At 55.4% G+C, this 25,844-nt stretch carries 20 protein-coding genes; 11 read left to right on the top strand and 9 right to left on the bottom strand.

The genetic code is table 11. The features are described 5' to 3' along the window. Nucleotides 1–456, top strand: a complete 456-nt coding sequence (locus AC4OVS_RS23080; protein WP_491922744.1) for a 4Fe-4S dicluster domain-containing protein — start codon at nt 1–3, stop codon at nt 454–456. Nucleotides 457–463: 7 nt separating this feature from the next. On the opposite strand, the gene avtA is transcribed toward AC4OVS_RS23080, so the two are convergent. Together avtA and AC4OVS_RS23090 are read right to left on the bottom strand one after the other, a co-directional pair. Next, nucleotides 464–1,717 carry a valine--pyruvate transaminase gene (avtA, locus tag AC4OVS_RS23085; protein WP_023298856.1) on the bottom strand — a complete coding sequence of 418 codons (1,254 nt, stop codon included), beginning with the start codon at nt 1,715–1,717 and terminating at the stop codon, nt 464–466. Between the two features lie 242 nt (nt 1,718–1,959). After that, nucleotides 1,960–3,990, bottom strand: a complete 2,031-nt coding sequence (locus tag AC4OVS_RS23090; RefSeq protein ID WP_491922745.1) for an alpha-amylase — start codon at nt 3,988–3,990, stop codon at nt 1,960–1,962. A 313-nt stretch (nt 3,991–4,303) separates the two neighbouring features. Between AC4OVS_RS23090 and AC4OVS_RS23095 the strand changes: the two genes are divergently transcribed. Beyond that, nucleotides 4,304–5,128 carry a protein bax gene (locus AC4OVS_RS23095; RefSeq protein WP_491922746.1) on the top strand — a complete coding sequence of 275 codons (825 nt, stop codon included), beginning with the start codon at nt 4,304–4,306 and terminating at the stop codon, nt 5,126–5,128. A 35-nt stretch (nt 5,129–5,163) separates the two neighbouring features. Here AC4OVS_RS23095 and xylR read toward each other — a convergent pair whose 3' ends face one another. The 4 genes from xylR to xylF form a co-directional block, all read right to left on the bottom strand. Beyond that, complete coding sequence (gene xylR, locus AC4OVS_RS23100; RefSeq protein WP_155025105.1) at nt 5,164–6,342, bottom strand: D-xylose utilization transcriptional activator XylR; 1,179 nt, start codon at nt 6,340–6,342, stop codon at nt 5,164–5,166. A gap of 34 nt (nt 6,343–6,376) precedes the next feature. After that, nucleotides 6,377–7,558, bottom strand: a complete 1,182-nt coding sequence (xylH, locus tag AC4OVS_RS23105; RefSeq protein WP_491922747.1) for a xylose ABC transporter permease XylH — start codon at nt 7,556–7,558, stop codon at nt 6,377–6,379. Continuing rightward, on the bottom strand, nt 7,536–9,077 hold the full coding sequence (locus AC4OVS_RS23110) for a xylose ABC transporter ATP-binding protein (RefSeq protein WP_015572746.1): 1,542 nt from the start codon (nt 9,075–9,077) through the stop codon (nt 7,536–7,538). The genes xylH and AC4OVS_RS23110 overlap by 23 nt, the downstream gene beginning before the upstream one ends. 72 nt (nt 9,078–9,149) lie before the next feature. After that, nucleotides 9,150–10,142, bottom strand: a complete 993-nt coding sequence (gene xylF / locus AC4OVS_RS23115; protein WP_491922748.1) for a D-xylose ABC transporter substrate-binding protein — start codon at nt 10,140–10,142, stop codon at nt 9,150–9,152. 371 nt (nt 10,143–10,513) lie between these two features. On the opposite strand from xylF, the gene xylA reads away from it, so the two are divergent. Together xylA and xylB are read left to right on the top strand one after the other, a co-directional pair. Beyond that, a complete protein-coding gene (xylA, locus tag AC4OVS_RS23120) occupies nt 10,514–11,836 on the top strand; it encodes a xylose isomerase (RefSeq protein WP_026080557.1) in 1,323 nt (440 codons plus the stop codon). 59 nt (nt 11,837–11,895) lie between these two features. Further along, nucleotides 11,896–13,350, top strand: a complete 1,455-nt coding sequence (xylB, locus tag AC4OVS_RS23125) for a xylulokinase (protein WP_276350426.1) — start codon at nt 11,896–11,898, stop codon at nt 13,348–13,350. A gap of 52 nt (nt 13,351–13,402) precedes the next feature. On the opposite strand, the gene AC4OVS_RS23130 is transcribed toward xylB, so the two are convergent. Beyond that, complete coding sequence (locus AC4OVS_RS23130; RefSeq protein WP_022649743.1) at nt 13,403–14,398, bottom strand: acyltransferase; 996 nt, start codon at nt 14,396–14,398, stop codon at nt 13,403–13,405. A gap of 184 nt (nt 14,399–14,582) precedes the next feature. Here AC4OVS_RS23130 and AC4OVS_RS23135 point away from each other — a divergent pair, with 184 nt between their 5' ends. The 3 genes from AC4OVS_RS23135 (at nt 14,583) to glyS (ending at nt 18,039) form a co-directional block, all read left to right on the top strand. Then, the gene (locus AC4OVS_RS23135; RefSeq protein WP_022649742.1) at nt 14,583–14,888 is read left to right on the top strand and encodes a YsaB family lipoprotein; all 306 of its coding nucleotides are present in this window, start codon (nt 14,583–14,585) and stop codon (nt 14,886–14,888) included. A 160-nt stretch (nt 14,889–15,048) separates the two neighbouring features. After that, complete coding sequence (gene glyQ, locus AC4OVS_RS23140; protein ID WP_003860141.1) at nt 15,049–15,960, top strand: glycine--tRNA ligase subunit alpha; 912 nt, start codon at nt 15,049–15,051, stop codon at nt 15,958–15,960. A 9-nt stretch (nt 15,961–15,969) separates the two neighbouring features. Further along, the gene (glyS, locus tag AC4OVS_RS23145) at nt 15,970–18,039 is read left to right on the top strand and encodes a glycine--tRNA ligase subunit beta (protein WP_022649741.1); all 2,070 of its coding nucleotides are present in this window, start codon (nt 15,970–15,972) and stop codon (nt 18,037–18,039) included. Nucleotides 18,040–18,228: 189 nt separating this feature from the next. Here the strand turns inward: glyS and fadA are convergent, their stop codons facing one another. Beyond that, nucleotides 18,229–19,392, bottom strand: coding sequence for an acetyl-CoA C-acyltransferase FadA (gene fadA / locus AC4OVS_RS23150; RefSeq protein WP_000416981.1), 1,164 nt, complete (start codon nt 19,390–19,392; stop codon nt 18,229–18,231). Nucleotides 19,393–19,401: 9 nt separating this feature from the next. Continuing rightward, nucleotides 19,402–21,591 (bottom strand): fatty acid oxidation complex subunit alpha FadB, encoded by a 2,190-nt coding sequence (fadB, locus tag AC4OVS_RS23155; protein ID WP_023298848.1) that lies wholly within the window; start codon nt 21,589–21,591, stop codon nt 19,402–19,404. A 190-nt stretch (nt 21,592–21,781) separates the two neighbouring features. Here fadB and pepQ point away from each other — a divergent pair, with 190 nt between their 5' ends. From pepQ to hemG, 4 genes are read left to right on the top strand one after another with little or no spacing between them, the layout of a single operon-like run. Further along, entirely contained in the window at nt 21,782–23,113 is a 1,332-nt protein-coding gene (gene pepQ, locus AC4OVS_RS23160; RefSeq protein ID WP_022649738.1) for a Xaa-Pro dipeptidase, read from the top strand. Next, a complete protein-coding gene (locus tag AC4OVS_RS23165) occupies nt 23,113–23,727 on the top strand; it encodes an IMPACT family protein (protein ID WP_491922749.1) in 615 nt (204 codons plus the stop codon). Before pepQ ends, AC4OVS_RS23165 begins: the two co-directional genes overlap by 1 nt. Before the next feature lie 41 nt (nt 23,728–23,768). Next, complete coding sequence (trkH, locus tag AC4OVS_RS23170; protein WP_022649737.1) at nt 23,769–25,220, top strand: Trk system potassium transporter TrkH; 1,452 nt, start codon at nt 23,769–23,771, stop codon at nt 25,218–25,220. 10 nt (nt 25,221–25,230) lie between these two features. Further along, nucleotides 25,231–25,776 carry a menaquinone-dependent protoporphyrinogen IX dehydrogenase gene (hemG, locus tag AC4OVS_RS23175; protein WP_023298846.1) on the top strand — a complete coding sequence of 182 codons (546 nt, stop codon included), beginning with the start codon at nt 25,231–25,233 and terminating at the stop codon, nt 25,774–25,776. Nucleotides 25,777–25,844 lie beyond the last annotated feature (68 nt).

The following is a 25,844-nucleotide window of genomic DNA, read 5'->3' on the forward strand; positions in this document are numbered from 1 at the left end:
ATGAACCGATTTATTTTGACGGATCCTGAAAAATGTATCGGGTGCCGCACCTGTGAGGTGGCGTGCATGATGTCGCATCAAAGCAGCGCCACGCCAGAAGCGATTACGTCACGTATCCGCATGGTTAAGGGGGGAACCTTCACCACAGCCGTGGGCTGCCACCAGTGTGAAGATGCGCCCTGCGCGAATGTCTGCCCGACGGGGGCCATTCACCGTGCTGCGGGAGCCTGGCTCGTTGAGCAGGCTCGCTGTATCGGCTGCAAAAGCTGTATGGTGGCGTGCCCGTTCGGGGCAATGCAGGTTCGGGTTGTGGGAGATCGCGTTCAGGCGCTGAAATGTGATTTGTGCATGCATCGCGAGGGCGGTCCCGCCTGCGTCGAAGCCTGTCCCACCCACGCGCTGCGCTGCATAGACCCCGCCAGACTACGCGCGGAACGGCTGCGTAATCTGGCCTGAGGTTTTATTAACCGGCCTCGCGCCAGGCGTTCTCAATCTCTTCGGCGAGAATTTTCACACCCGCTTCGATTTTTTCCGGGTCCGGGACGTAGTTCATGCGCATGCACTGGTGCGTATGCGGCCACGGCTTATCCAGACCCGGGAAGAAGTAATCCCCCGGGACCATCAGCACGCCACGCTTTTTCAGACGCTGATAAAGCAGCTCTGTCGTAATGGGCAGATCCTTAAACCACAGCCACAGGAAAATTGCCCCTTCCGGTTTATGGATCAGGCAGCGTTCCTCCGGTAAGTAGCGGCGAAGGATGGCGATAGTTTCCTGAACGCGCTGAGAGTAAAACGGCTTGATCACCTCATTTGACAGGCGCAGCAGGTCGTTACGCCTGATCATCTCGCACATCATCGCCGGGCCGATGCCGCCAGGGGAAAGGCTGATAATGCCGTTCATGTTGGTAATGGCGGTGATGATTTTCTCGTTAGCAATGATAATGCCGCAGCGGCTGCCCGGCAGGCCCAGCTTGGAGAGGCTCATGCAGAGGATGATGTTCGGGTTCCACAGCGGACGCGCTTCGCTGAAGATGATCCCCGGGAACGGTACGCCATAGGCGTTATCGATCACCAGCGGGATGCCGTGCTGATTCGCCAGCGCATCCAGCTTCATCAGCTCGTCGTCGGTGATCACGTTCCCCGTCGGGTTGGTGGGACGAGATACGCAGATCATGCCCGTCTCTTCACCGATATGCAGATGTTCAAAATCGACGTGATATTTGAACTGGCCCTCTGGCAACAACTCGATATTCGGACGTGCGGAAACAAACAGGTCTTCTTCGAGGCCGGCATCGGCATAGCCGATATACTCCGGTGCCAGCGGGAACAGCACTTTTTTCGTGGTGCCGTCGGCGCGGCGTCCGGCGAACAGATTGAATAAGTAGAAAAACGCGCTCTGACTGCCGTTTGTCAGTGCAATGTTCTGTGGTTCGATATCCCAACCCAGCGCTTCCCGCAGCATTGCCGCCAGAAGCGTCAGTAGTTCTGTTTTACCCTGAGGGCCGTCGTAATTACATAGCGCATCGGTTGCTTTACCGTTTTCCAGCATGTCTGCCAGCAGCGTCTGGAAGTAGGTGTTCATCTCCGGAATTTGAGCCGGGTTTCCGCCGCCAAGCATGATAGCGCCTGGGGTGCGCAGCCCGTCGTTGAGGTCCTCCATCAGGCGGGTAATGCCTGAATGGCGGGTAAATTTGTCGCCGAATTGTGAAAACGTCATAGCAGGTGATCTGTCGGGCTTAATATGAAAGGCAGTAACCATAACGCCAGCACCGTGTTGGTGCAAATCGGCGGATGTGGTCGGATTTGTTGTTTTGTATGGTGGAGAGGGATTATTGCAGTGAATCGTTCTGATGAATGTACCCCTCACCCCGACCCTCTCCCCAAAGGGGCGAGGGTGAAAGACCGCACCGTGCAATCCCCTAGCCCCTTAGGGGAGAGGGTTAGGGTGAGGGGGCTGTTCTACTGATTACCCGCCCACACCACCATCACCTTATCGCCCTTGTGCTCGCGCACAAAGCCGTAGCCTTCTTTCATTGACAGCGTTGTTTGCTTGCCTTCACCCACAGCCGGATGACGGGCGCGGAACTGCCCCAGAAGCTGCCAGTGGGCGACAGTTAACGCCTGTTTACCCGTGACGTCCTGCCAGTTCATATCCGAACGGGTTCCCTGTAGCGGATCGGAGCCTGTCGGGCCAAATGGACGCTCTGATTCATCGCCGTAATAGATCTGCACGCTTCCCGGCGCCAGCAGCAGTAACTCAGCGGCGCGCTGACCCCCTTCACGGAACAGACGCGTATCGTGGGAGGAGAGATAGCTCAGCACATTAAAACTTTGCAGCTTTTCTGCCATTTGCTGCCAGGTCAAATCCATATCTGCCAGACAGTCCACTGCTTTCGCCGCCTGCTCCTGATAGTCAAAGTTGATCATCGCATCGAAGCCGTGGCGGTAATAATCGCTGTGCATCACGCCGTGGCCCCAGGATTCACCGGTCATCCAGAACGGCGCATCGTCGAGTTTTTTGTCCGGGTTGGCTGCCTTCCACGCGGCCAGCGCCTGGCTGGCCTGGTCTTTCAGTTGCTGCCAGGCTTCATGCTCAACGTGTTTGGCGGTATCGACCCGGAAACCGTCGATGCCGTAGTCACGTACCCACTGGCTAAGCCAGTGGGTCAGGTAATCTCGCGGCGTGAAATTCGTCATCACTTTCGCGTTGGTGTCGGGCTTGTGTTGATAAAAGTTCGGCAAACCTGACGGGGTTTTTGATTCCGTTTTCAGATCCGGCAGGAAGGCCAGGGACATGGTCAAGTCGTCAAAGCCCGGGTTGTCGTAATCACCGATATCGGTACGGATCCATTTTTTACCCCACCATTTTTCCCATGCGGCTTTGTCACTGAAGTTGATGTAATCGTTGAAGCTGTGCCAGCTTTGACCCGCGCCTGGCTTCCAGTCAGTCCAGCGTTCGCCGAGCGTTTTTTTTAGCTCATCTCCCTGTAAATAGAGTGCGCCAAACTGATATTCCTGCATATCTGCAAGCGTCGCATAGCCCGCGTGGTTCATGACAACGTCAAACAGGACGCGGATACCGCGCCTGTGCGCGTCGTCGACAAGCTGGCGTAAATCATCTTCGTTGCCCTTGTTGGCGTCGAGTTTCGTCCAGTCCTGGGTGTAATAACCGTGATACGCGTAGTGGGGGAAATCCCCTTTGGTGCCGCCGCCAACCCAGCCGTGGATCTGCTCCAGCGGGGAGCTTATCCAGAGCGCATTCACGCCCAGTTGCTGAAGGTAATCCAGTTTGCTGGTAAGCCCTTTCAGATCGCCGCCGTGGAAAGTACCTATCTCCTGCATACCATCTTTATGGCGGCCATAGCTGTTGTCGTTGGTGGGGTCGCCATTCACGAAGCGATCGGTCAGCACGAAATAGACGGTGGCGTTTTGCCAGCTGAACGGCGCGGGTTTGTCCGTTTCGGCGCGCTCAAGCAGCAGCAGGCCATCGCTGTTGGCGGCTGGCTGAAGAGTCACATTGCCATTTTGAACGGTCGCGGTCTGTTTGCTGTAAAAATCACGCACCACCGTGCCTTCCGGGAACGTGTTAACGACGTCGATCGTGAGCGGTTTGCCGTCCCACTTCGGGCACTGGCGGGTAACGTTTGCGACAGGCTGTGGCGCCGCACTTTGTACCGTCAGCATCAGCGTCGGCGTTCCAGAGCGCGTATCAATACGCATCTGATAAACGCCGTCACGGAATAATCGCCACTGCGGTGGCGTGCCTTCGCACGGTTTGAGCGACAGCATCTCGTTGAGCTTAATGGCCTTTGTCGGCTGCCAGCACGCGTTGTCAAGACTCAACGTCAGTGGACGGGTACCCTTCGCAAGCGTTGCCTGGCTGGTAAAGACGCCGGTACCTTCAGCGTTGAATGCGTCAAAACCCGGCGATGACCAGTCGGCATGCGCGAATGCGGGTAACATCAGAACAACTAATGCAGTGCGTTTCATTCCATTTTCCTGTCGCGGCATTTTTGACCAGTGTGCCATTCGGCTCAGGGGAAAAACTCCTCCTCTGAGGCTTTCTGTCAGGAGGACGCGAAGGGATGAGTGATCCCGCGCAAAATTAGGCAGTTATCTGCGATATCGCGCACATTTTTCCAGTATTGATGCTTTAATGAGCATGTTCCGGATGACATAGTTTCGGAATTGGACTATTTATAGACGTGCTCTTGAAGACTATTTTTGGTACGATTTGAGATTCCGCTCTCAAATTTTGAAGAAAATAAGGTGTTGGAATGCTTATATCCGACCAGGAGACCTAATGATATCGACTCCCATTCGACGATATGGGGCCGCGATACTCATGTTACTCACCATGGCATTTTCAGGTGAGGTGCTTGCAAAGACGCACACGGATACAACGAGTAAGAAAGCCCACGTAATAAAGACGACAAGCAGTAAGGTTAGCAGTAAACAAGAGTATTCTCGCAATAGTGCAAAGAGTAGTTCACTTCCTGATTTGCGAAAATACCCTTCCGGGACACCAAGGAAAAAAGCGTTTCTCCGGACGGTAATGCCTTACATTAAAAGTCAAAATGCCGCGATTACTGCGGATCGTAACTGGCTGATCGCCAAACAGTACGATAGCCGCTGGTCGCCGTCTGAGCGCACTCGCCTGAAAGACATCGCCAAACGCTATAAAGTGAAGTGGAGCGGGAACACGCGTCGTGTGCCGTGGAACATTCTGTTAGAGCGTGTGGACATTATTCCAGGCAGTATGGTCGCGACAATGGCCGCCGCCGAAAGCGGTTGGGGCACCTCGAAGCTGGCGCGCAACAACAACAATCTGTTTGGCATGAAATGCGCAAAAGGTCGTTGTACTAATGCACCCGGCAAGGTGAAGGGCTATTCACAGTTTGAATCGGTGAAAGATTCCGTGAATGCCTATGTGGTGAATCTGAACACCCACCCGGCCTACTCTTCGTTCCGTAAGTCACGCGCGCAGCTGCGTAAGGCGGATCAGGAAGTGACGGCCACGGCGATGATCCACAAGCTGAAAGGTTATTCCACCCAGGGACAGCGCTACAACAACTACCTGTTCTCAATGTACCAGGATAACCAGCGTCTGATTGCCGCGCATATGTAATGAAAAACGCCTTCCACTGGAAGGCGTTCTTTTTTCTAGAGCAGGACTTCACTGTACCGTTCCCGGTACTCCTTCGGCGTGGTGTCATACTCTTTCCTGAACACCGAATAGAAATACTGAAGCGACGGGTAGCCGCACATCTGTGAAATCTCGTTGATCGACAGCGAGGTGGAGATCAGCAGACTTCGCGCTTTCTCCAGCTTTTCCGCATGGATCACGGCGTGGATCGTCTCACCGACTTCCTCTTTAAACCGCTTCTCCAGATTCGAACGTGAAATGCCGACCGAATCCAGCACCTGATCGACCTTAATCCCTTTGCAGGCATGATTGCGAATGTAGTGCATCGCCTGAATCACGGCCGGATCGTTTAAGGAACGGTAGTCAGTTGAGCGACGCTCGACCACGCGAACGGGCGGAACCAGCAGACGCTGGAGCGGCAGGGATTCGTTGTCTAACAGTCGGTGCAGCAGCTTCGCGGCCTGATAGCCCATCTGACGGGTACCCTGCGCCACGGATGAGAGCGCCACGCGCGACAGATAGCGTGTAAGCTCTTCGTTATCAATACCAATCACGCACAGCTTTTCAGGCACAGGAATATGCAAATGTTCGCACACCTGTAATACGTGGCGGGCGCGGGCGTCCGTCACGGCGATAATCCCTGTCTGGGGCGGCAGCGTTTGCAGCCAGTCAGCCAGGCGATTCTGTGCGTGCTGCCAGTTTTCTGGCGCGGTTTCCAGCCCCTGATAAACGACGCCGCGATACTTCTCCTGGGCAACCAGCTGGCAGAAGGCATACTCACGCTCCATCGCCCAGCGCTTTCCGCTGGTGGCGGGCAATCCGTAAAACGCAAAACGATGGACGCCTTTCTCCTTTAAATGGAGGAAGGCGGTCTCAACCAGGGCATGGTTATCCGTGGCGATGTAGTGAACGGGGGGGTAATGTTCCGCTGAATGGTAAGAGCCGCCAACGCCCACGATAGGTACGTCGACACAACTCAGCAACTGTTCAATCACGGGGTCGTCAAAGTCAGCGATAACCCCGTCTCCCAGCCAGTCTTTGATGTTCTCCAGACGGGTACGGAAATCTTCTTCGATGAAAATATCCCATTCGGATTGCGACGCCTGCAAATATTCACCAACCCCCTCAACCACCTGACGGTCATAGGCTTTGTTGGCATTGAATAACAACGTAATGCGGTGACGCTTTTCAAACATGGCTCACTTTCCCAAATTAGTCACGATACGGTTCTCAGGCGCGCCGCTTGGTGGCAGAGTCCATCCAGACTGCCAGCAAAAGAATGGCCCCTTTGACGATATACTGCCAAAACGTCGGCACGTCCATCATACTCATCCCGTTATCCAGCGAAGCCATAATAAATGCGCCCATCACCGCCCCCGCCACGCTGCCAATGCCTCCGGCGAGGCTGGTCCCGCCAATCACGCAGGCGGCGATGGCGTCCAGCTCGGCAATATTACCGGCAGACGGGGAACCCGCACCCAGTCGCGAGCTGAGGGTCAGCCCCGCGATGGCTACCATCAGGCCGTTGATGGCAAAGACGGCGAGTTTGGTGCGCTCGACGTTGATACCAGATAAACGCGCGGCTTCAAGATTGCCGCCGATAGCATAAATACGGCGACCGAATGCGGTACGTGTGGCCATAAACATCCCACCTAACAGCAACAGCGCCAGCAGCAGAACGGGCGTTGGGACACCGCGATAATCGTTTAGCAGCCAGATGGCCCCCAGCACAATCACCGCAGTAAGCGCCTGACGGCCGACAACCGAGGTTGAGGCAGGCGAGGCCAGCCCCAGCGCCTGGCGACGCATGCGTCCTCGCCATTGCCACGCGACAAACGCCATCAGCCCAACCACGCCGATCGTAAAACCGACGCCATCAGAGAGGTAGCTTTGGCCAATCTGGGACATCGAGGCGCTGGTCGGGGAGACGGTAGTGCCGTTGGTGATCCCAATCAGAATACCGCGGAAGGCCAGCATCCCTGCTAAGGTGACAATAAACGACGGGACTTTACGGTAGGCCACCCACCAGCCGTTCCACGCACCCAGCAGCAGACCCAGTACCAGCGTGACCGCAATCGTCAGCGGCAGCGGCCAGCCGAGCCAGACGTCAAAAATTGCCGCCACGCCGCCGAGCAGACCCATCATCGACCCTACCGACAGGTCAATTTCCGCTGAGATAATCACAAAGACCATCCCCACCGCCAGGATCCCGGTGATGGCGGTCTGACGCAGCAGGTTAGAGACGTTACGTGCGCTTAAATAGGAGCCATCGGTCATCCAGGTAAAGAACAACATGATGACGATAATGGCGGCAATCATTACAAAAACTTGCAGATTCAGCGATTTAAGTCCTGCGAACGCACCGGGCGTCGGAACAGCGACTTTGATATCAGACGGGTTGCTTTTCGACATGGCGTTCGCTCCTTAAGGCAGCTTCCATCACCTGCTCTTGCGTCAGGTTCTGGTTGTTCAGGTTGGCTTTGAGTTTCCCTTCATGCATGACCAGCACGCGGTCGCTCAGCCCCAGCACTTCAGGCAATTCGGACGAGATAACAATGACGGCAATCCCTTGCTGCACAAGCTGGTTGATCAGCTTGTAGATTTCATACTTCGCGCCGATATCGATCCCGCGCGTGGGTTCGTCCAGAATTAAAATGCGCGGATTAAGCAACAGGCAGCGCGCCAGAATCGCTTTCTGCTGGTTGCCGCCGCTCAGGCGACCTATCGCCAGTTCCGGCGAGGAGGTTTTCACCTTGAGCCTGGCAAGTGACTGAAGAATACACTGCTGTTCTGCGGCATCATCCAGGCTGCTCAGCGCGCCGGAAAACTGGCTGAGCGCCGCCAGCGTGATATTTTTTCCCACCGCCATGACCGGCACGATGCCGTCTTTTTTGCGGTCTTCGGGCACCATGGCAATGCCTTTGGCAATGGCCTGCTGGCAGTTGTCGATTTTTACCGGCTGACCGTCGATATAAATTTTGCCTTCCCAGCGCCCCGGCCAGACGCCAAACAGACACTGCACGGCCTCGGTTCTTCCCGCACCCACTAAACCCGCAATACCGAGAATTTCGCCACGGTGCAGCGAGAAGGAGAGGTTATCCACGCGCTTGATGTGGCGGTTAACGGGATGCCACGCCGTCAGGTTTTCCACGCGCAGGAGTTCTTCGCCTATGGTGTGTGGTTCGTTGGGATACAGTGCGGTGAGTTCGCGACCCACCATCATGGTGATGATGTCATCTTCGCTCATGCCTTCTGCTTCACGCGTGCCAATGTGCTGCCCGTCGCGGATGACGCAGATGGTGTCGGAAATAGCTTTCACCTCATTGAGCTTGTGCGAAATATAGATGCAGGCGATACCGTGGTTTTGCAGGTCGCGGATGATATTGAGCAGAACGGCGGTTTCCTGTTCGGTGAGCGAGGCGGTTGGCTCGTCGAGGATCAGCAGGCGTACCTGTTTATTTAGCGCCTTGGCGATCTCCACCAGTTGCTGCTGGCCCAAACCTAAGTCGCCCACGCGCGTATCCGGTGAGATAGCGAGACTCACCTGGGCCAGCAGTTTTTCGCAGCGCAGCGTCATGGTGTCGTAATCCAGTACGCCGTGGCGCGAGAGTTCGGCCCCAAGAAAGATATTTTCCAGCACGGTAAGGTGCTTCACCAGTGCCAGCTCCTGGTGAATGATAGCGATGCCTTTACGTTCGGTATCACGAATGTGCGTGGCCTGAAGCACCTCACCGGCAAAGACGATTTCGCCCTCGTAGCTGCCGTGCGGATAGATCCCGCACAGCACCTTCATCAGCGTGGATTTCCCCGAGCCGTTTTCGCCGCACAGCGACATCACTTCGCCGGGGTTCAGCCGCAGGCTTACGTTGTCGACCGCTTTCACCGCCCCGAAGGCTTTGGTGATGCTTTTCATTTCAAGTAAATAAGACATAACTGCTCCGCATAGCCCGACAGATGAACAGGGCAGGTCGATGCGCCCCCGCCGGGCAGGGGCTGCGCTGGATTACAGTTCACTCTTCTTATGGAAACCGTCTTTCACCACCGTGGCGTCAATATTCTCTTTGTTGACTTCGATAGGGGTAAGCAGGCGAGCTGGCACGTCTTTCAGGCCGTTATTTAACGTCGCGTCTGCTTTAGGTTGCTGGCCATTGCCCAGCTCAACGGCAATTTCGGCGGCGGTATTGGCAAGCTCGGTAATGGGCTTATAGACCGTCATAGTCTGGGTACCGGCGATAATGCGTTTTACACCCGCAAGGTCGGCGTCCTGTCCGGAAATAGCGACTTTCCCGGCCAGACCCTGCGCGCTCAGCGCCTGAATGGCGCCCCCCGCAGTGGCGTCGTTAGAGGCCACCACTGCATCGATTTTGTTGTTATTTGCGGTCAACGCGTTTTCCATAATTTTCAGCGCGTTTTCCGGTAACCAGCCGTCAGCCCACTGATCGCCGACGACTTTAATTTTGCCCTCGTCGATATACGGCTTCAGCACTTTCATTTGTCCCTGACGGAACAGTTTGGCGTTGTTATCCACAGGCGAGCCGCCCATCAGGAAATAATTCCCTTGAGGCACTTTTGCGATCAAGCTTTTAGCCTGTAATTCACCCACCTTTTCATTGTCGAACGAAATATAATAATCAATATCCGCATTATTAATCATGCGGTCATAAGCCAGGACTTTTATGCCTTCCTGTTTTGCTTCTTTCACCACGTTGCTTAATACCTGGCCGTTATACGGGATAATGACCAGCACATCGACGCCACGGTTGATCATATTCTCAATTTGCGACATTTGCGTCTCTTCGTTGCCGTTAGCGGACTGAACGAACACCTCCGCGCCGAGAGATTCCGCTTTTTTAACAAAGATATTGCGATCTTTTTGCCAGCGCTCCAGGCGTAAGTCATCAATCGCCATGCCGATTTTGACCTCTTTGGCGTGGCCGGCAAAGCTTGCAAGCAGGAGAGTAGTGCAGAGCGTTAGGGTCAGGTTCTTTATCTTCATAATTATTAGGCCTTTTTGTAGGGGTATGTGTAGCTGAGATAAAAGAAACATTCACTGCTGAGACGCAGCAAATTTTTAACGTGGAAAGGCCCGCTGGCAATTACAGATTTTTATCTTCTCATTACGATATTTGGTTTATTTCTGAATTTATGACCGCGATCGGATTTTAAAAAGCGTAACCTATTAATTACATTTGATTCTGGAATGCGCGCCGAAAAATAGTTTGTCTGCACATTATTTTGCGAGCCAGCGCACAATTGCGCATTCTCTCAATAGCAGTGTGAAATAACGTAATTGAGCAACCTCCAATGTCTATTCACTATTACTCCAGAAGCAAGACCACGCCGCATACCCTGATTATGGAGCTCAATATGCAAGCTTATTTCGACCAACTCGATCGCGTTCGTTTCGAAGGCACGAAAACGACCAATCCTTTAGCATTTCGTCACTACAACCCGGATGAGCTGGTGCTGGGTAAGCGCATGGAAGATCACTTGCGCTTTGCCGCCTGCTACTGGCACACCTTCTGCTGGAACGGTGCCGATATGTTCGGCGTGGGCTCTTTTGACCGCCCATGGCAACAGCCGGGCGAGGCCATTGAGCTGGCGAAGCGTAAAGCCGACGTCGCGTTCGAGTTCTTCCATAAGCTGAACGTACCGTACTACTGTTTCCACGATGTGGACGTGTCGCCGGAAGGGGCATCCCTGAAAGAGTATCTGAACAATTTTGCGCAGATGGTCGACGTGCTGGCTGAAAAACAGCAGCAAAGCGGCGTGAAGCTGCTCTGGGGTACGGCTAACTGCTTTACCAACCCTCGCTATGGCGCGGGCGCGGCAACCAACCCGGACCCGGAAGTCTTCAGCTGGGCGGCAACCCAGGTGGTGACTGCGATGAACGCCACGCATCAGCTGGGCGGTGAGAACTACGTTCTCTGGGGCGGTCGTGAAGGCTATGAAACGCTGCTGAATACTGACCTGCGCCAGGAGCGTGAGCAGATTGGCCGCTTTATGCAGATGGTTGTGGACCACAAGCACAAAATCGGCTTCCGCGGTACGCTGCTGATTGAGCCAAAACCACAGGAGCCAACCAAGCATCAGTACGACTACGATGTCGCCACCGTGTATGGCTTCCTGAAGCAGTTTGGTCTGGAAAAAGAGATCAAAGTGAACATTGAGGCTAACCACGCCACGCTGGCGGGCCACTCGTTCCATCACGAAATCGCCTCTGCGATTGCGCTGGGCATCTTCGGATCGGTGGATGCGAACCGCGGCGATCCGCAGCTGGGCTGGGATACCGACCAGTTCCCGAACAGCGTCGAAGAGAATGCGCTGGTGATGTACGAAATCATCAAAGCGGGCGGTTTCACCACCGGCGGCCTGAACTTCGACGCCAAAGTGCGTCGCCAGAGCACCGATAAATACGATTTGTTCTACGGGCATATTGGCGCGATGGACACCATGGCGCTGGCGCTGAAGGTGGCGGCCCGTATGATTGAAGACGGTGAGCTGGATAAGCGCGTGGCGAAGCGCTACAGCGGCTGGAACAGTGAGCTGGGCCAGCAAATTTTGAAAGGTCAGTTATCGCTTGCGGAGATCGCGAAGTACGCTGAACAGCATCAGTTGGCACCGCAGCATCAGAGCGGCCATCAGGAACTGCTGGAAAACCTGGTCAATCACTACCTGTTCGATAAATAACAGCATTCATGCCCGGTAAGCGCAGCGCCGCCGGGCATTTCTGTCAAAGGAGTCACCACATGTATATCGGGATCGATCTTGGCACGTCGGGGGTGAAAGCCATCCTGTTAAGCGAGCAGGGCGATGTGTTAGCCACGCAGACTGAAAAGTTGCAGGTTTCACGCCCGCAGCCACTTTGGTCGGAACAAGATCCGGAGCAGTGGTGGCAGGCGACGGACCGCGCGATGAAAGCCTTAGGTGAGCAGCACAGCCTGCGCTACGTGAAAGCGCTGGGCATTGCCGGGCAAATGCATGGCGCCACGCTGCTGGATAGCCAGCATCGCGTTCTGCGCCCGGCTATTCTCTGGAACGATGGCCGCTGTGCGGAAGAGTGCGCGATCCTTGAGGAGCGTGTGCCTGTGTCCCGCGAGATTACGGGCAACCTGATGATGCCCGGTTTTACCGCGCCAAAACTCCTGTGGGTGCAGCGCCATGAGCCTGAGATTTTTCGTCAGGTGGCGAAAGTTCTGTTGCCGAAAGACTACCTTCGTTTTCGCATGACGGGGGATTTTGCCAGCGACATGTCTGACGCCGCGGGCACGATGTGGCTCGACGTGGCGAAACGGGACTGGAGCGAAGCGATGCTGGATGCCTGCCAGCTGACGCGCGATCATATGCCTGCGCTGTTTGAAGGCAGTGATATCACGGGCGCTTTGCAGCCTTCTGTTGCTGAACGCTGGAATATGCCAGCCGTACCTGTCGTTGCCGGCGGTGGCGATAATGCGGCGGGTGCGGTCGGCGTGGGGATGGTGGAGACAGGACAGGCCATGCTCTCGCTCGGCACTTCCGGCGTCTATTTTGCCGTCAGTGACGGCTATCGTAGTAACCCTGAAAGCGCCGTACACAGCTTCTGCCACGCGTTGCCGGGTAAATGGCATTTGATGTCGGTGATGCTGAGCGCGGCATCCTGCCTCGACTGGGCGGCAAAGCTGACCGGAATGGCGGACGTCCCGGCGCTTATCGCAGCGGCACAGCAGGCGGATGATACTGCCGGTGCGGTCTGGTTTTTACCGTACCTTTCAGGCGAGCGGACGCCGCATAACAACCCGGAAGCGAAAGGGGTCTTCTTCGGCCTTACCCATCAGCACGGCCCGGCAGAGCTGGCGCGCGCGGTGCTTGAAGGGGTCGGTTATGCGCTGGCGGACGGCATGGATGTCGTGCATGACTGTGGCCTGACGCCATCCAGCATTACGTTAATTGGCGGCGGGGCACGAAGCAGCTACTGGCGGCAAATGCTTTCCGATATCAGCGGGTTGCAGTTGGACTATCGTACTGGGGGAGATGTTGGTCCGGCGCTCGGTGCGGCACGGCTGGCGCAAATTGCGCTGAACCGGGATAAACCACTGCCCCAGCTTTTGCCCCAGCTGCCGCTTGAACAGCAGCATCGTCCTGATGCGAAAAATCATGCTCGCTACGCTGAAAGACGAGACGTTTTCCGCAAAATCTATCAGCAGCTTTTACCGCTAATGTCATAAACAGGAGCCGGGTGGCGCTAACGCTTACCCGGCCTGCCAGCCTTCAACCGGGTTAGCTCACAAACCTGCGTGTATCGATGCGTTGCAGCAGCATTGAGAGCAGCAGGCTGACAACCAGCGTAACGGTAAATATCCAGACAATATCCAGCACCGGCCAGCTTTTAAGCTCAACGCCGCGGGTGCGCAGGGCGTGGATCACCAGCGCGTGAAAACCGTAAATGCCCAGCGAGTGGCGAGAGATAAACCCCAGCACCGGAAGCGGGCGGGCATTCAGGGTGTTTTTAAACAGGGTCAGCAGCGAAACCGCGCAGATAAAGACCATCGGCCCGCAGTAGAGATACCAGGTATCGGCAAAGTTTCCGCGCCATTGCAGCTCGTGCAGCGTCCCTCGAGAGATAATAAACACACCGGCGATAAATGCTGCCGCGCAAAGCCAGTTTATTCCTCTCTTTTGCGTCTCCATCATGCCGATGGCGCGCCCCAGCATGCCGTACAGCACGTAATAAAACGTATCGCCGTTGATATAGAGGTTAACGGGCAGCCATTCAAAGCCATCAATTTTCTGTGAGACGGTATTCGGGTTTGCCACGATCCCGATTATTACCATCAAGGCCAGCAGCATTTTACCGCTAACGTTTTTTACCTGAATTAACGGCGAAACCAGATAGATAACCATTATCGCGAAGAAAAACCACAGATGATAGAACACCGGTTTTTGCAACAAATTGAGCAGGGAACGTTCAGCATTAATTGAAGTGAACAGGATGATATAGAGCAGCGAAATGGCGCTGTAAAACAGCAAACAGGAGACAATACGGATGAAATGTCTCGGCTGCGCGCTACGCTCGCCAAAAAAGAGAAAACCGGAAATCATAAAGAACAGCGGGACGCTCACGCGTGAGGCTGAGTTCAGAATATTGGCGACATCCCAGTTAACAGGGCTGATACTGTGCGCGTTCGTGACATACCAGGTCGTAGTGTGGATCATCACCACCATCAGACAGGCTATTCCCCGCAGGTTATCAATCCAGTTAATTTTTGACTGCATCAGTTCCTCTGTATTCCTGATAAAGAAAGTGTGACTGCGATTGCGTAAAACTTTTCCCTTGGAAAATTCTGAGTTTAACCAGGCTGTCTTGTCGGGAGCTGGCGAGATTCGCAGAATGTTGAACATTAATCTATAAACGTGTTGCTACTAAAAATAACAGCCACTGACCAGGGCGGTAATAAAAATGATGATGAAGCGTGGGGCGTCACTCTTTCTGCTGCTTTTATTAGCAGGGTGCAGTGCTTCTCAGGAGGCTCCAGTCCAAAAAGCGCAGCAGGGGAAAATGAGCCCGGAGCGTTCCCTGAATATGGAACAGCTGTGCAGGGATCAGGCGGCTCACCGCTATAATTCCGAAGCACAGAAAATTCATATTAACGGCTTCGAGCGCTTTCAGGGCAGCTATGAACTGAAAGGCTATACGGCGCGTAAAGAGGGCTTTGTCTGCTCTTTTGATGCAGACGGCCAGTTTTTACATCTCTCAATGCGCTAAATTGCTCGTATAAGCAGCAACCAGAGCCTTCGCAGGTTCTGGCTGTAGGGCTTATTCCCCAATTTTCCCTAAACAACCCCGTTTCGTACTGTATATCTTGCAGCCAGCGGGTATACTGATCCCTTCCATTTAAAACCACACGTATCCAGCACGAAATACTATGCAAAAGTTTGATACCAAGACCTTCCAGGGCCTGATCCTGACCTTACAGGATTACTGGGCTCGTCAGGGCTGCACCATTGTTCAACCTTTGGACATGGAAGTTGGCGCAGGCACCTCACACCCGATGACCAGCCTGCGCGCGTTAGGGCCAGAGCCGATGGCGACCGCCTATGTTCAGCCATCCCGTCGTCCGACCGATGGCCGTTACGGCGAAAACCCGAACCGTTTGCAGCACTACTATCAGTTCCAGGTGGTGATTAAGCCATCACCCGACAACATTCAGGAACTGTACCTCGGGTCACTGAAAGAGCTGGGTATGGATCCGACCATTCACGACATTCGTTTCGTGGAAGATAACTGGGAAAACCCAACGCTGGGTGCCTGGGGTCTGGGTTGGGAAGTGTGGCTGAACGGCATGGAAGTGACCCAGTTCACCTACTTCCAGCAGGTTGGCGGTCTGGAATGTAAACCGATCACCGGCGAAATCACCTATGGTCTGGAACGTCTGGCCATGTACATTCAGGGCGTAGACAGCGTTTACGACCTGGTCTGGAGTGACGGCCCGCTGGGTAAAACCACCTACGGCGACGTGTTCCATCAGAACGAAGTGGAGCAATCCACCTATAACTTCGAATACGCGGACGTGGACTTCCTGTTCACCTGCTTTGAGCAGTACGAGAAAGAAGCCCAGCAGCTGCTGGCGCTGGAGACTCCGCTGCCTCTGCCTGCCTACGAGCGTATTCTGAAGGCTGCCCACAGCTTCAACCTGCTGGATGCCCGCAAAGCGATCTCCGTGACTGAACGTCAGCGCTACATTCTGCGTATTCGTACCCTGACCAAAGCCGTTGCTGAAGCTTACTACGCGTCCCGTGAAGCCCTTGGCTTCCCGATGTGCAACCGAAACAAATAAGAGGCGGCCATGTCTGAGAAAACTTTCCTGGTGGAAATCGGCACTGAAGAGCTGCCACCAAAAGCCCTGCGCAGCCTGGCTGAATCTTTCGCTGCGAACGTCACTGCTGAGCTGGATAACGCTGGCCTGGCGCACGGTAAAATTGAGTGGTTTGCTGCACCGCGTCGTCTGGCGCTGAAAGTGGCAAATCTGGCGGCGTCTCAGCCGGATCGCGAAGTTGAAAAACGTGGCCCGGCCATTGCCCAGGCGTTCGACGCGGAAGGCAAGCCGAGCAAAGCGGCTGAAGGCTGGGCGCGCGGCTGCGGTATCACCGTCGATCAGGCCGAACGTCTGACCACCGACAAAGGTGAATGGCTGCTGTATCGTGCCCATGTGAAAGGCGAAAGCGCGGAAGCGCTGCTGCCAGATATGATTGCGACCTCGCTGGCTAAGCTGCCGATTCCTAAGCTGATGCGCTGGGGCGCGTCTGACGTTCACTTTGTGCGTCCGGTTCACACCGTGACCCTGCTGCTGGGCGATACCGTTATTCCGGCGACCATTCTGGGCGTGGCGTCCGATCGCGTGATCCGCGGCCACCGCTTTATGGGCGAGCCGGAGTTCACCATCGACAATGCTGATCAGTACCCGCAGATCCTGCTGGAGCGCGGTAAGGTCATTGCTGACTACGAACAGCGTAAAGCCAAAATCAAAGCTGACGCCGAAGAAGCGGCGCGCAAAATTGGCGGTAATGCCGATCTGAGCGATAGCCTGCTGGAAGAAGTGACCTCTCTGGTCGAATGGCCGGTTGTGCTGACCGCGAAATTCGAAGAGAAATTCCTGGCCGTTCCGGCTGAAGCGCTGGTGTACACCATGAAGGGTGACCAAAAGTACTTCCCGGTTTACGCCAACGACGGCCAGCTGCTGCCAAACTTCATCTTCGTCGCGAACATCGAATCGAAAGATCCGAGCCAGATTATCTCCGGTAACGAGAAAGTGGTGCGTCCACGTCTGGCGGACGCCGAGTTCTTCTTCAACACCGACCGTAAAAAACGTCTGGAAGATAACCTGCCGCGTCTGCAAACCGTACTCTTCCAGCAGCAGCTGGGTACGCTGCGCGACAAGACTGACCGTATCGCGGAGCTGTCCGGCTGGATTGCCCGTGAAATTGGCGCCGACGTTAACCACGCTACCCGCGCGGGCCTGCTCTCCAAGTGCGACCTGATGACCAACATGGTGTTCGAATTTACCGACACCCAGGGCGTGATGGGCATGCACTACGCGCGTCATGACGGCGAAGCGGAAGACGTGGCTGTGGCCCTGAACGAGCAGTATCAGCCGCGCTTTGCCGGTGACGATCTGCCGTCTAACCCGGTTGCCTGCGCCGTGGCGATTGCCGATAAGATGGACACCCTGGCGGGTATCTTCGGTATCGGTCAGCATCCGAAAGGCGACAAAGACCCGTTTGCGCTGCGTCGTGCTGCGCTGGGCGTGCTGCGCATCATCGTAGAGAAGAACCTCAATCTCGATCTGCAAACGCTGACCGAAGAAGCGGTCCGTCTGTACGGCGATAAGCTGACCAACGCGAAGGTTGTGGATGATGTTATCGACTTTATGCTCGGTCGTTTCCGTGCGTGGTATCAGGACGAAGGTTACTCGGTTGATACCATTCAGGCGGTGCTGGCGCGTCGTCCGACCCGTCCGGCAGATTTCGATGCGCGTATGAAGGCGGTATCCCACTTCCGTACGCTGGAAGCGGCGTCTGCGCTGGCCGCGGCCAACAAGCGTGTATCCAACATCCTCGCGAAATCCGACGAGACGCTGAACGAACGCGTAAACGCTGCAACCCTGAAAGAGCCGGAAGAGATTTCTCTGGCGATGCAGGTTGTGGTGCTACGCGACAAGCTGGAGCCGTATTTCGCGGAAGGTCGCTACCAGGAAGCACTGGTGGAGCTGGCGGAGCTACGTGATGTCATCGATGCCTTCTTCGAGAAGGTGATGGTGAATGTGGAAGATAAAGAGCTGCGTATTAACCGTCTCTCGATGCTTGAGAAACTGCGTGAGCTGTTCCTGCGCGTGGCGGATATTTCGCTGCTGCAATAATGTAAAAAACCCGCCCCTGACAGGCGGGAAGAACGGCAACTAAACTGTCTCTCTTCGCCAATGGCGCCATAACTGCGTTGGCTGCGCTCGTTCACCCGAATCACTTACTAATGTAAGCTCATCGGGATTCGCTCGCTTGCCGCCTTGTTCTGACGTCATTGGCTTTAAGATACTTTTCCTTATTTACATTTACACTCTCTCAAACACCGTCGCGATCCCCTGACCCAACCCGATACACATCGTCGCCAGTCCGAACTGGGCATCTTTGCGTTCCATCAGGTTGATCAGCGTGGTGCTGATACGCGCCCCGGAGCAGCCCAGCGGGTGACCGAGGGCTATCGCGCCGCCATTGAGGTTAATCTTCTCGTCGATCTGATCCATCAGCCCCAGATCTTTAATGCACGGCAGGATCTGCGCGGCAAACGCTTCGTTCATCTCAAAGAGGTCGATATCACTTGCGCTCAGCCCCGCTTTTTTCAGCGCCAGTTTTGACGCCGGGACCGGACCGTAACCCATGATGGAAGGATCGCAGCCCACGACTGCCATCGAACGCACGCGGGCGCGTGGCGTCAGGCCTAATTCGCGGGCGCGGCTTTCGCTCATCACTAACATGGCGGCGGCACCATCGGACAGGGCAGACGAGGTGCCCGCCGTGACCGTACCGGTGACCGGATCAAACGCCGGACGCAGGGTAGAAAGCGCTTCAACAGTGGTTTCAGGACGGATAACTTCGTCGTAGCTGAACTGCTTCAGTACGCCGTCTGCGTCGTGACCGCCGGTTGGGATGATCTCATTTTTAAAGGCACCAGACTGCGTGGCGGCCCAGGCGCGGGCATGCGAGCGCGCGGCAAAGGCATCCTGCATTTCACGGCTGATGCCGTGCAGACGGGAGAGCATCTCGGCGGTCAGGCCCATCATACCGGCGGCTTTTGCCACGTTGCGGCTCATGCCCGGATGGAAATCGACCCCGTGGCTCATCGGCACGTGGCCCATGTGCTCCACGCCGCCCACCAGACAGGCCTGCGCATCGCCGGTCATGATCATCCGTGCCGCGTCGTGCAGCGCCTGCATCGACGAACCGCAAAGACGGTTGACGGTGACCGCCGGAACCGAATGCGGGATCTCCGCCAGCAGAGACGCGTTACGGGCGATGTTGAAACCCTGCTCCAGCGTCTGCTGGACGCAGCCCCAGTAAATATCGTCCAGCGCAGCAGGGTCCAGCGCCGGGTTACGCGCCAGCAGGCTACGCATCAGGTGCGCGGAGAGATCTTCCGCACGCACGTTACGGAATGCACCGCCTTTTGAACGGCCCATCGGGGTGCGAATTGCATCAACAATGACAACCTTTTCCATTGTGACTCCTTAAGCCGTTTTCAGCGTGCCAACCGGACGGGCTGGCTCAACTGCTGGATAGTAGGGTTCGTTATGGCGCGCTTTGTTACGCAGACCTTCCGGCACCTCATAAAGCGGACCGAGGTGCTGATATTGCTGAGCCATATCGAGATAGCGAGCGCTGCCGAGCGTATCCAGCCAACGGAACGCGCCGCCGTGGAACGGAGGGAAGCCGAGGCCGTACACCAGCGCCATATCCGCTTCTGCCGGGCTGGCGATAATGCCTTCTTCGAGGCAACGCACTACTTCGTTGATCATCGGGATCATCATCCGGGCGATGATCTCATCGTCAGTGAAGTCGCGTTTTGGCTGACTGACGTCGGCCAGCAGGCCATCCACCGCCGGATCTTCTTCTTTCTTCGGTTTGCCTTTGCTGTCTTCTTTATAGCGCCAGAAGCCCAGACCGTTTTTCTGCCCAAAGCGGTTGGCGTCGAACAGGGCGTCAATGGCGTCGCGATAATCTTTCTGCATGCGCTGCGGGAAGCCCGCCGCCATCACCGCCTGCGCGTGATGGGCAGTGTCGATGCCGACAACGTCCAGCAGGTACGCCGGGCCCATCGGCCAGCCGAACTGTTTTTCCATCACTTTGTCGATTTTGCGGAAGTCTGCGCCGTCGCGCAGCAGCTGGCTGAAACCGGCGAAGTACGGGAACAGCACGCGGTTAACGAAGAAGCCCGGGCAGTCGTTAACGACGATTGGCGTTTTGCCCATCTTGCTCGCCCACGCCACCACTTTGGCGATGGTTTCGTCGGAGGTTTTTTCCCCGCGGATCACTTCGACCAGCGGCATGCGATGCACCGGGTTAAAGAAGTGCATTCCGCAGAAGTTTTCCGGACGCTTCAGCACGCTTGCCAGCTCGCTGATAGGAATAGTGGAGGTGTTGGAGGCCAGTACGGTCTCAGGACGCACCTTCTCTTCCGTTTCGGCCAGCACTGCTTTTTTGACTTTCGGATTCTCAACGACCGCTTCAACCACTACGTCCACGCGCTCAAAGCCGCTGTATTCCAGCGTTGGCTGGATGGTGGAGATCACGCCTGCAAGCTTCAGACCGTCAATTTTGCCGCGCTCAAGCTGTTTATTCAGCAGCTTGGCCGCTTCGGTCATGCCCAGCGTCAGGGATTTCTCGTTGATGTCTTTCATCACTACCGGCACGCCTTTCCATGCAGACTGGTAGGCGATGCCGCCACCCATAATGCCCGCGCCGAGTACCGCCGCGTGTTTTGGCGTTTCAACGTTTTTGGTGAGTTGTTTGGCTTTGCCCTTCACGAACTGATCGTTAAGGAAGATACCAACCAGCGCGCGGGCTTCGTTGGTGTGCGCCAGCGGGACAAAGCTCTGGTTTTCCAGCTTCAGGGCTTCATCACGGCCCAGACGGGCTGCCGCTTCAATGGTTTTCACCGCCGTGATCGGCGCCGGGTAGTGTTTACCCGCCGTCTGCATCACCATGCCCTTGGCGATGGTGAAGCTCATGGTGGCTTCAATTTTGCTGAGCTTCAACGGCTCCAGCTTTGGCTGACGTTTGGCTTTCCAGTCGAGATCGCCGTTAATCGCCTGACGCAGAATGGCTACAGCGCCTTCAATCAGTTTTTCAGGCTTAACCACGCCGTCCACCAGACCGATTTTCTGCGCCTGTTCCGCGCCGACATCTTTACCTGCGGCAATGATTTCCAGCGCGCTGTCGGCACCCAACATGCGCGGCATACGCACCGAGCCACCAAAGCCCGGCATAATGCCCAGTTTGGTTTCCGGCAGGCCGATGCGCAGGTCTGGGGTCGCCAGACGGTAATCAGTGGCTAACACGCATTCGCAGCCGCCGCCCAGCGCGTAACCGTTAACGGCAGAAAGGGTCGGGACAGGCAGATCTTCCAGACGATTAAAGACGCTGTTCGCAAAGTGCAGCCACTGGCTCAGCTGTTCTTCGGGCACCAGGAACAGCGACAGGAATTCGGTGATATCCGCGCCAACGATAAAGGCCGCTTTGTTGGAGCGCAGCAGCAGCCCTTTTAAATCTGATTGCTTTTCAAGTACATCCAACGCCTGGCCAAGACTGGCCACCGTCGCGGTATCAAGCTTGTTCACTGAGCCGGGGGCATCGAACACCAGTTCGGCAATGCCATCTTCCAGCCAGTCTACGTACAGGGTGTCGCCTTTGTAGAGCATGTCGGTCTCCTGAATCCAGCAATTGGATCTGGTCATACCAGATGAAACGGAGTGTGGAATTTATGTTAATAAAATGCAAATTAGTCATTAAGAAATTGCTGCGCTGATCACGGTCGGTGGAAATCACGCAGCCGGAGTGAGGTGTGCTAAGATGCGATGACTTGAGGTCAAAAAAACGAAAGGAAGAATGATGGACTCACTGGCTTCGCTTTATAAAAATCATATCGTTACCCTACAGGAACGTACCCGCGATGTACTGGCCCGCTTCAAGCTGGATGCCCTGCTGATCCACTCCGGCGAGTTGATGAATACTTTTCTTGATGACCACGCTTATCCCTTCAAGGTTAACCCGCAGTTTAAAGCCTGGGTGCCTGTCACGCAGGTTCCAAATTGCTGGCTGCTGGTGGATGGCGTGAACAAGCCGAAACTGTGGTTCTACCTGCCGGTCGATTACTGGCACAACGTGGAGCCGCTGCCGACCTCATTCTGGACCGAAGAAATTGACGTGATTGCGCTGCCAAAAGCAGACGGCATTGGCAGCCAGTTGCCAGCGGCGCGGGGGAACATCGGCTACATTGGTCCGGTTCCTGAGCGTGCGCTGGGTCTGGATATTCCGGCAGATAAACTCAACCCGAAAGGCGTGCTGGATTATCTGCACTACTATCGCGCCTACAAGACCGACTACGAACTTTACTGCATGCGTGAAGCGCAAAAAACGGCGGTGAATGGCCACCGTGCGGCGCACGAAGCGTTCCAGTCCGGTATGAGCGAGTTCGATATCAATCAGGCCTACCTGACGGCGACCGGCCACCGCGATACCGACGTGCCGTACAGCAACATCGTGGCGCTGAATGAACATGCCTCGGTTCTGCACTACACCAAACTGGATCATCAGGTTCCGGCTGAGATGCGCAGCTTCCTGCTGGACGCGGGGGCTGAGTACAATGGCTATGCGGCAGACCTGACCCGTACCTGGGCGGCGAATGCGGATACTGATTTTGCGCAATTGATCAAAGACGTGAACGACGAACAGCTGGCGCTGATTGGCACCATGAAGGCCGGAACCAGCTACGTGGATTATCACATCCAGTTCCATCAGCGCATCGCTAAACTGCTGCGTAAGCATCAGATTGTCAAAGACATGAGCGAAGAGGCGATGGTTGAGAACGATCTGACCGGGCCATTTATGCCGCACGGTATCGGCCACCCGCTGGGTTTACAGGTTCATGACGTCGCTGGCTTTATGCAGGATGATACCGGTACGCACCTGGCGGCACCGTCTAAATATCCTTATCTGCGCTGCACCCGCGTTCTGGCGCCGCGTATGGTATTGACCATTGAGCCGGGCATCTACTTTATTGAATCCCTGCTGGCGCCGTGGCGGGAAGGGCAGTTCAGCAAGCACTTCAACTGGGAGAAAATTGAAGCGCTGAAGCCGTTTGGCGGCATTCGTATCGAGGATAACGTGGTTATTCACGAGAACAGCATTGAGAACATGACGCGAGATCTGAAGCTGGCCTGATGGAAAGCTGGCTGATACCGGCCGAGCCGGTCACCTTTGTTGAGGAAATCAAGAAAAGCCGCTTTATCACGCTGTTGGCGCATACTGACGGCGTGGAGGCGGCGAAGGCGTTCGTCGAGTCCGTCCGCGCGCAGCACCCCGATGCCCGCCATCACTGTGTGGCGTGGGTCGCAGGGCCGCCAGACGACTCACAGCAGCTCGGGTTTTCTGACGACGGTGAACCGGCGGGTACGGCCGGAAAACCGATGCTATCCCAGTTGATGGGCAGCTGCGTGGGTGAAATCACCGCCGTCGTGGTCCGCTACTACGGGGGCATTTTGTTAGGCACCGGAGGGCTGGTTAAAGCCTACGGAGGGGGTGTCCAGCAGGCGCTTAATCTGCTGATAACAACCCGCAAAACGCCACTTACGGAATATACTTTGTTATGCGATTACGCCCAGCTATCGGGTATCGAAGCACTGCTTAAACAGTTTAACGGCGTCATCGCACACAGTGATTATCAGGCAATGGTGCAATTACGCGTGGCGCTTCCTCAGGCGGAACTGGCTGCTTTTTCAGCAAAACTCGCTGATTTTAGTCGCGGTTCATTGCAATTACTGCCGATTGAAGAATAATCCCCACCTCACAATTTTGAATACCTAAGGAAGCGGCAGAGATGCATTTTCGTGCCATTACCCGAATCGTTGGATTGCTGGTCATACTTTTCTCCGGGACAATGATCATTCCCGGACTGGTGGCGCTCATCTACCGGGACGGCGCGGGGCGTGCATTTACGCAAACCTTTTTTGTCGCGCTGACGATTGGCTCCCTGCTGTGGTGGCCAAACCGCCGTGAGAAAGGTGAACTGAAATCCCGGGAGGGTTTTCTGATCGTGGTCCTGTTCTGGACGGTACTGGGAAGCGTGGGTGCGCTGCCGTTTATCTTCTCTGAACAACCGAATCTCACCGTCACGGATGCGTTTTTTGAATCGTTCTCCGGATTAACGACCACCGGGGCCACCACGCTTGTGGGGCTGGATTCACTCCCGCATGCAATTCTCTTTTACCGGCAGATGCTCCAGTGGTTCGGCGGTATGGGGATCATCGTGCTGGCGGTGGCTATCCTGCCGATTCTGGGCGTCGGGGGGATGCAGCTTTACCGGGCTGAAATGCCTGGCCCGTTGAAAGATAACAAGATGCGCCCGCGTATTGCGGAGACGGCGAAAACCCTTTGGCTTATTTATGTCCTGCTGACGGTGGCCTGCGCGCTGGCGCTGTGGTTTGCCGGGATGCCTGCGTTTGATGCCATCGGGCACAGCTTTGCCACTATCGCTATCGGCGGGTTCTCCACCCACGATGCCAGCGTTGGGTACTTCGACAGCCCGACGATCAATACCATCATTGCCATCTTTTTGCTGATCTCAGGCTGTAACTACGGTCTACACTTCTCGTTGCTTAGCGGACGGAGCCTGAAGGTGTACTGGCGCGACCCGGAATTCCGGATGTTTATTGGCGTCCAGTTGACCCTGGTGATCATCTGTACCCTGGTACTGTGGTTCCACGATGTCTATAACTCGGCGGTCACGACCCTGAACCAGGCCTTCTTCCAGGTGGTATCGATGGCGACAACCGCCGGTTTTACCACGGACAGTATTGCGCGTTGGCCGCTGTTCCTGCCGGTGCTGCTGTTGTGCTCTGCGTTTATCGGCGGCTGTGCCGGGTCGACGGGCGGCGGCCTGAAGGTGATCCGTATTCTGCTGCTGTTCAAGCAGGGGAACCGTGAACTTAAACGTCTCGTCCACCCGAATGCGGTTTACAGCATCAAGCTGGGCAATCGTGCACTGCCGGAGCGTATCCTCGAAGCGGTGTGGGGATTCTTCTCCGCTTATGCGCTGGTCTTTATTGTCAGTATGCTGGCGATTATCGCCACGGGCGTGGATGATTTCTCTGCCTTCGCCTCTGTGGTGGCAACGTTAAACAACCTGGGGCCGGGGCTGGGTGTCGTGGCGGATAATTTCGCCAGTATGAACCCGGTGGCAAAGTGGATCTTAATCGCCAATATGCTGTTTGGTCGTCTTGAGGTCTTTACGCTGCTGGTGCTGTTTACCCCAACATTCTGGCGTGAGTAAGGAGACATTGGTGAAAACGTTAATTCTATTCTCAACGCGTGATGGGCAAACGCGTGAGATTGCTTCATATCTGGCTTCTGAACTCAAAGAGCTGGGCATTTATTCTGATGTGGTGAACCTGAATCGCACTGAACAGCTTGCCTGGCAGGATTACGACCGTGTGGTCATTGGCGCTTCAATTCGTTACGGTCATTTCCATCCGGCGCTGGATCGCTTTGTGAAAAAGCATACGGCGGAGCTCGCTAAGCTGCCCGGCGCGTTTTACTCGGTCAACCTGGTTGCCCGTAAAGCAGAGAAGCGTACACCGCAGACTAACAGCTATACGCGTAAGTTTTTGCTGAGCTCGCCATGGCAGCCCGATATCTGTTCTGTCTTTGCGGGCGCGCTGCGTTACCCGCGTTACCGCTGGTATGACCGCTTTATGATCCGCCTGATCATGAAGATGACGGGCGGGGAAACGGATACGCGTAAAGAAGTGGTTTATACCGACTGGGATCAAGTGGCCAGTTTTGCCCGTGAAATTGCACGTTTAACGGACGATTCGCGGGTTAAATAAGCGTTGAGTTTGAAAAGTGAGCGAACGAAAAGTTTTTTGTATTTAGTGCTTGTCACTTCAGAAGAACT

This window comes from Enterobacter sp. 4974935 (genome assembly GCF_058661735.1).

Excerpts from the sequence above, each read along its gene's own strand:
- AC4OVS_RS23080 (WP_491922744.1), top strand. The coding sequence starts at position 1 with ATGAACCGATTTATTTTGACGGATCCTGAAAAATGTATCGGGTGCCGC.
- avtA (WP_023298856.1), bottom strand. The coding sequence starts at position 1,717 with ATGACGTTTTCACAATTCGGCGACAAATTTACCCGCCATTCAGGCATT.
- AC4OVS_RS23090 (WP_491922745.1), bottom strand. The coding sequence starts at position 3,990 with ATGAAACGCACTGCATTAGTTGTTCTGATGTTACCCGCATTCGCGCAT.
- AC4OVS_RS23095 (WP_491922746.1), top strand. The coding sequence starts at position 4,304 with ATGATATCGACTCCCATTCGACGATATGGGGCCGCGATACTCATGTTA.
- xylR (WP_155025105.1), bottom strand. The coding sequence starts at position 6,342 with ATGTTTGAAAAGCGTCACCGCATTACGTTGTTATTCAATGCCAACAAA.
- xylH (WP_491922747.1), bottom strand. The coding sequence starts at position 7,558 with ATGTCGAAAAGCAACCCGTCTGATATCAAAGTCGCTGTTCCGACGCCC.
- AC4OVS_RS23110 (WP_015572746.1), bottom strand. The coding sequence starts at position 9,077 with ATGTCTTATTTACTTGAAATGAAAAGCATCACCAAAGCCTTCGGGGCG.
- xylF (WP_491922748.1), bottom strand. The coding sequence starts at position 10,142 with ATGAAGATAAAGAACCTGACCCTAACGCTCTGCACTACTCTCCTGCTT.
- xylA (WP_026080557.1), top strand. The coding sequence starts at position 10,514 with ATGCAAGCTTATTTCGACCAACTCGATCGCGTTCGTTTCGAAGGCACG.
- xylB (WP_276350426.1), top strand. The coding sequence starts at position 11,896 with ATGTATATCGGGATCGATCTTGGCACGTCGGGGGTGAAAGCCATCCTG.
- AC4OVS_RS23130 (WP_022649743.1), bottom strand. The coding sequence starts at position 14,398 with ATGCAGTCAAAAATTAACTGGATTGATAACCTGCGGGGAATAGCCTGT.
- AC4OVS_RS23135 (WP_022649742.1), top strand. The coding sequence starts at position 14,583 with ATGATGATGAAGCGTGGGGCGTCACTCTTTCTGCTGCTTTTATTAGCA.
- glyQ (WP_003860141.1), top strand. The coding sequence starts at position 15,049 with ATGCAAAAGTTTGATACCAAGACCTTCCAGGGCCTGATCCTGACCTTA.
- glyS (WP_022649741.1), top strand. The coding sequence starts at position 15,970 with ATGTCTGAGAAAACTTTCCTGGTGGAAATCGGCACTGAAGAGCTGCCA.
- fadA (WP_000416981.1), bottom strand. The coding sequence starts at position 19,392 with ATGGAAAAGGTTGTCATTGTTGATGCAATTCGCACCCCGATGGGCCGT.
- fadB (WP_023298848.1), bottom strand. The coding sequence starts at position 21,591 with ATGCTCTACAAAGGCGACACCCTGTACGTAGACTGGCTGGAAGATGGC.
- pepQ (WP_022649738.1), top strand. The coding sequence starts at position 21,782 with ATGGACTCACTGGCTTCGCTTTATAAAAATCATATCGTTACCCTACAG.
- AC4OVS_RS23165 (WP_491922749.1), top strand. The coding sequence starts at position 23,113 with ATGGAAAGCTGGCTGATACCGGCCGAGCCGGTCACCTTTGTTGAGGAA.
- trkH (WP_022649737.1), top strand. The coding sequence starts at position 23,769 with ATGCATTTTCGTGCCATTACCCGAATCGTTGGATTGCTGGTCATACTT.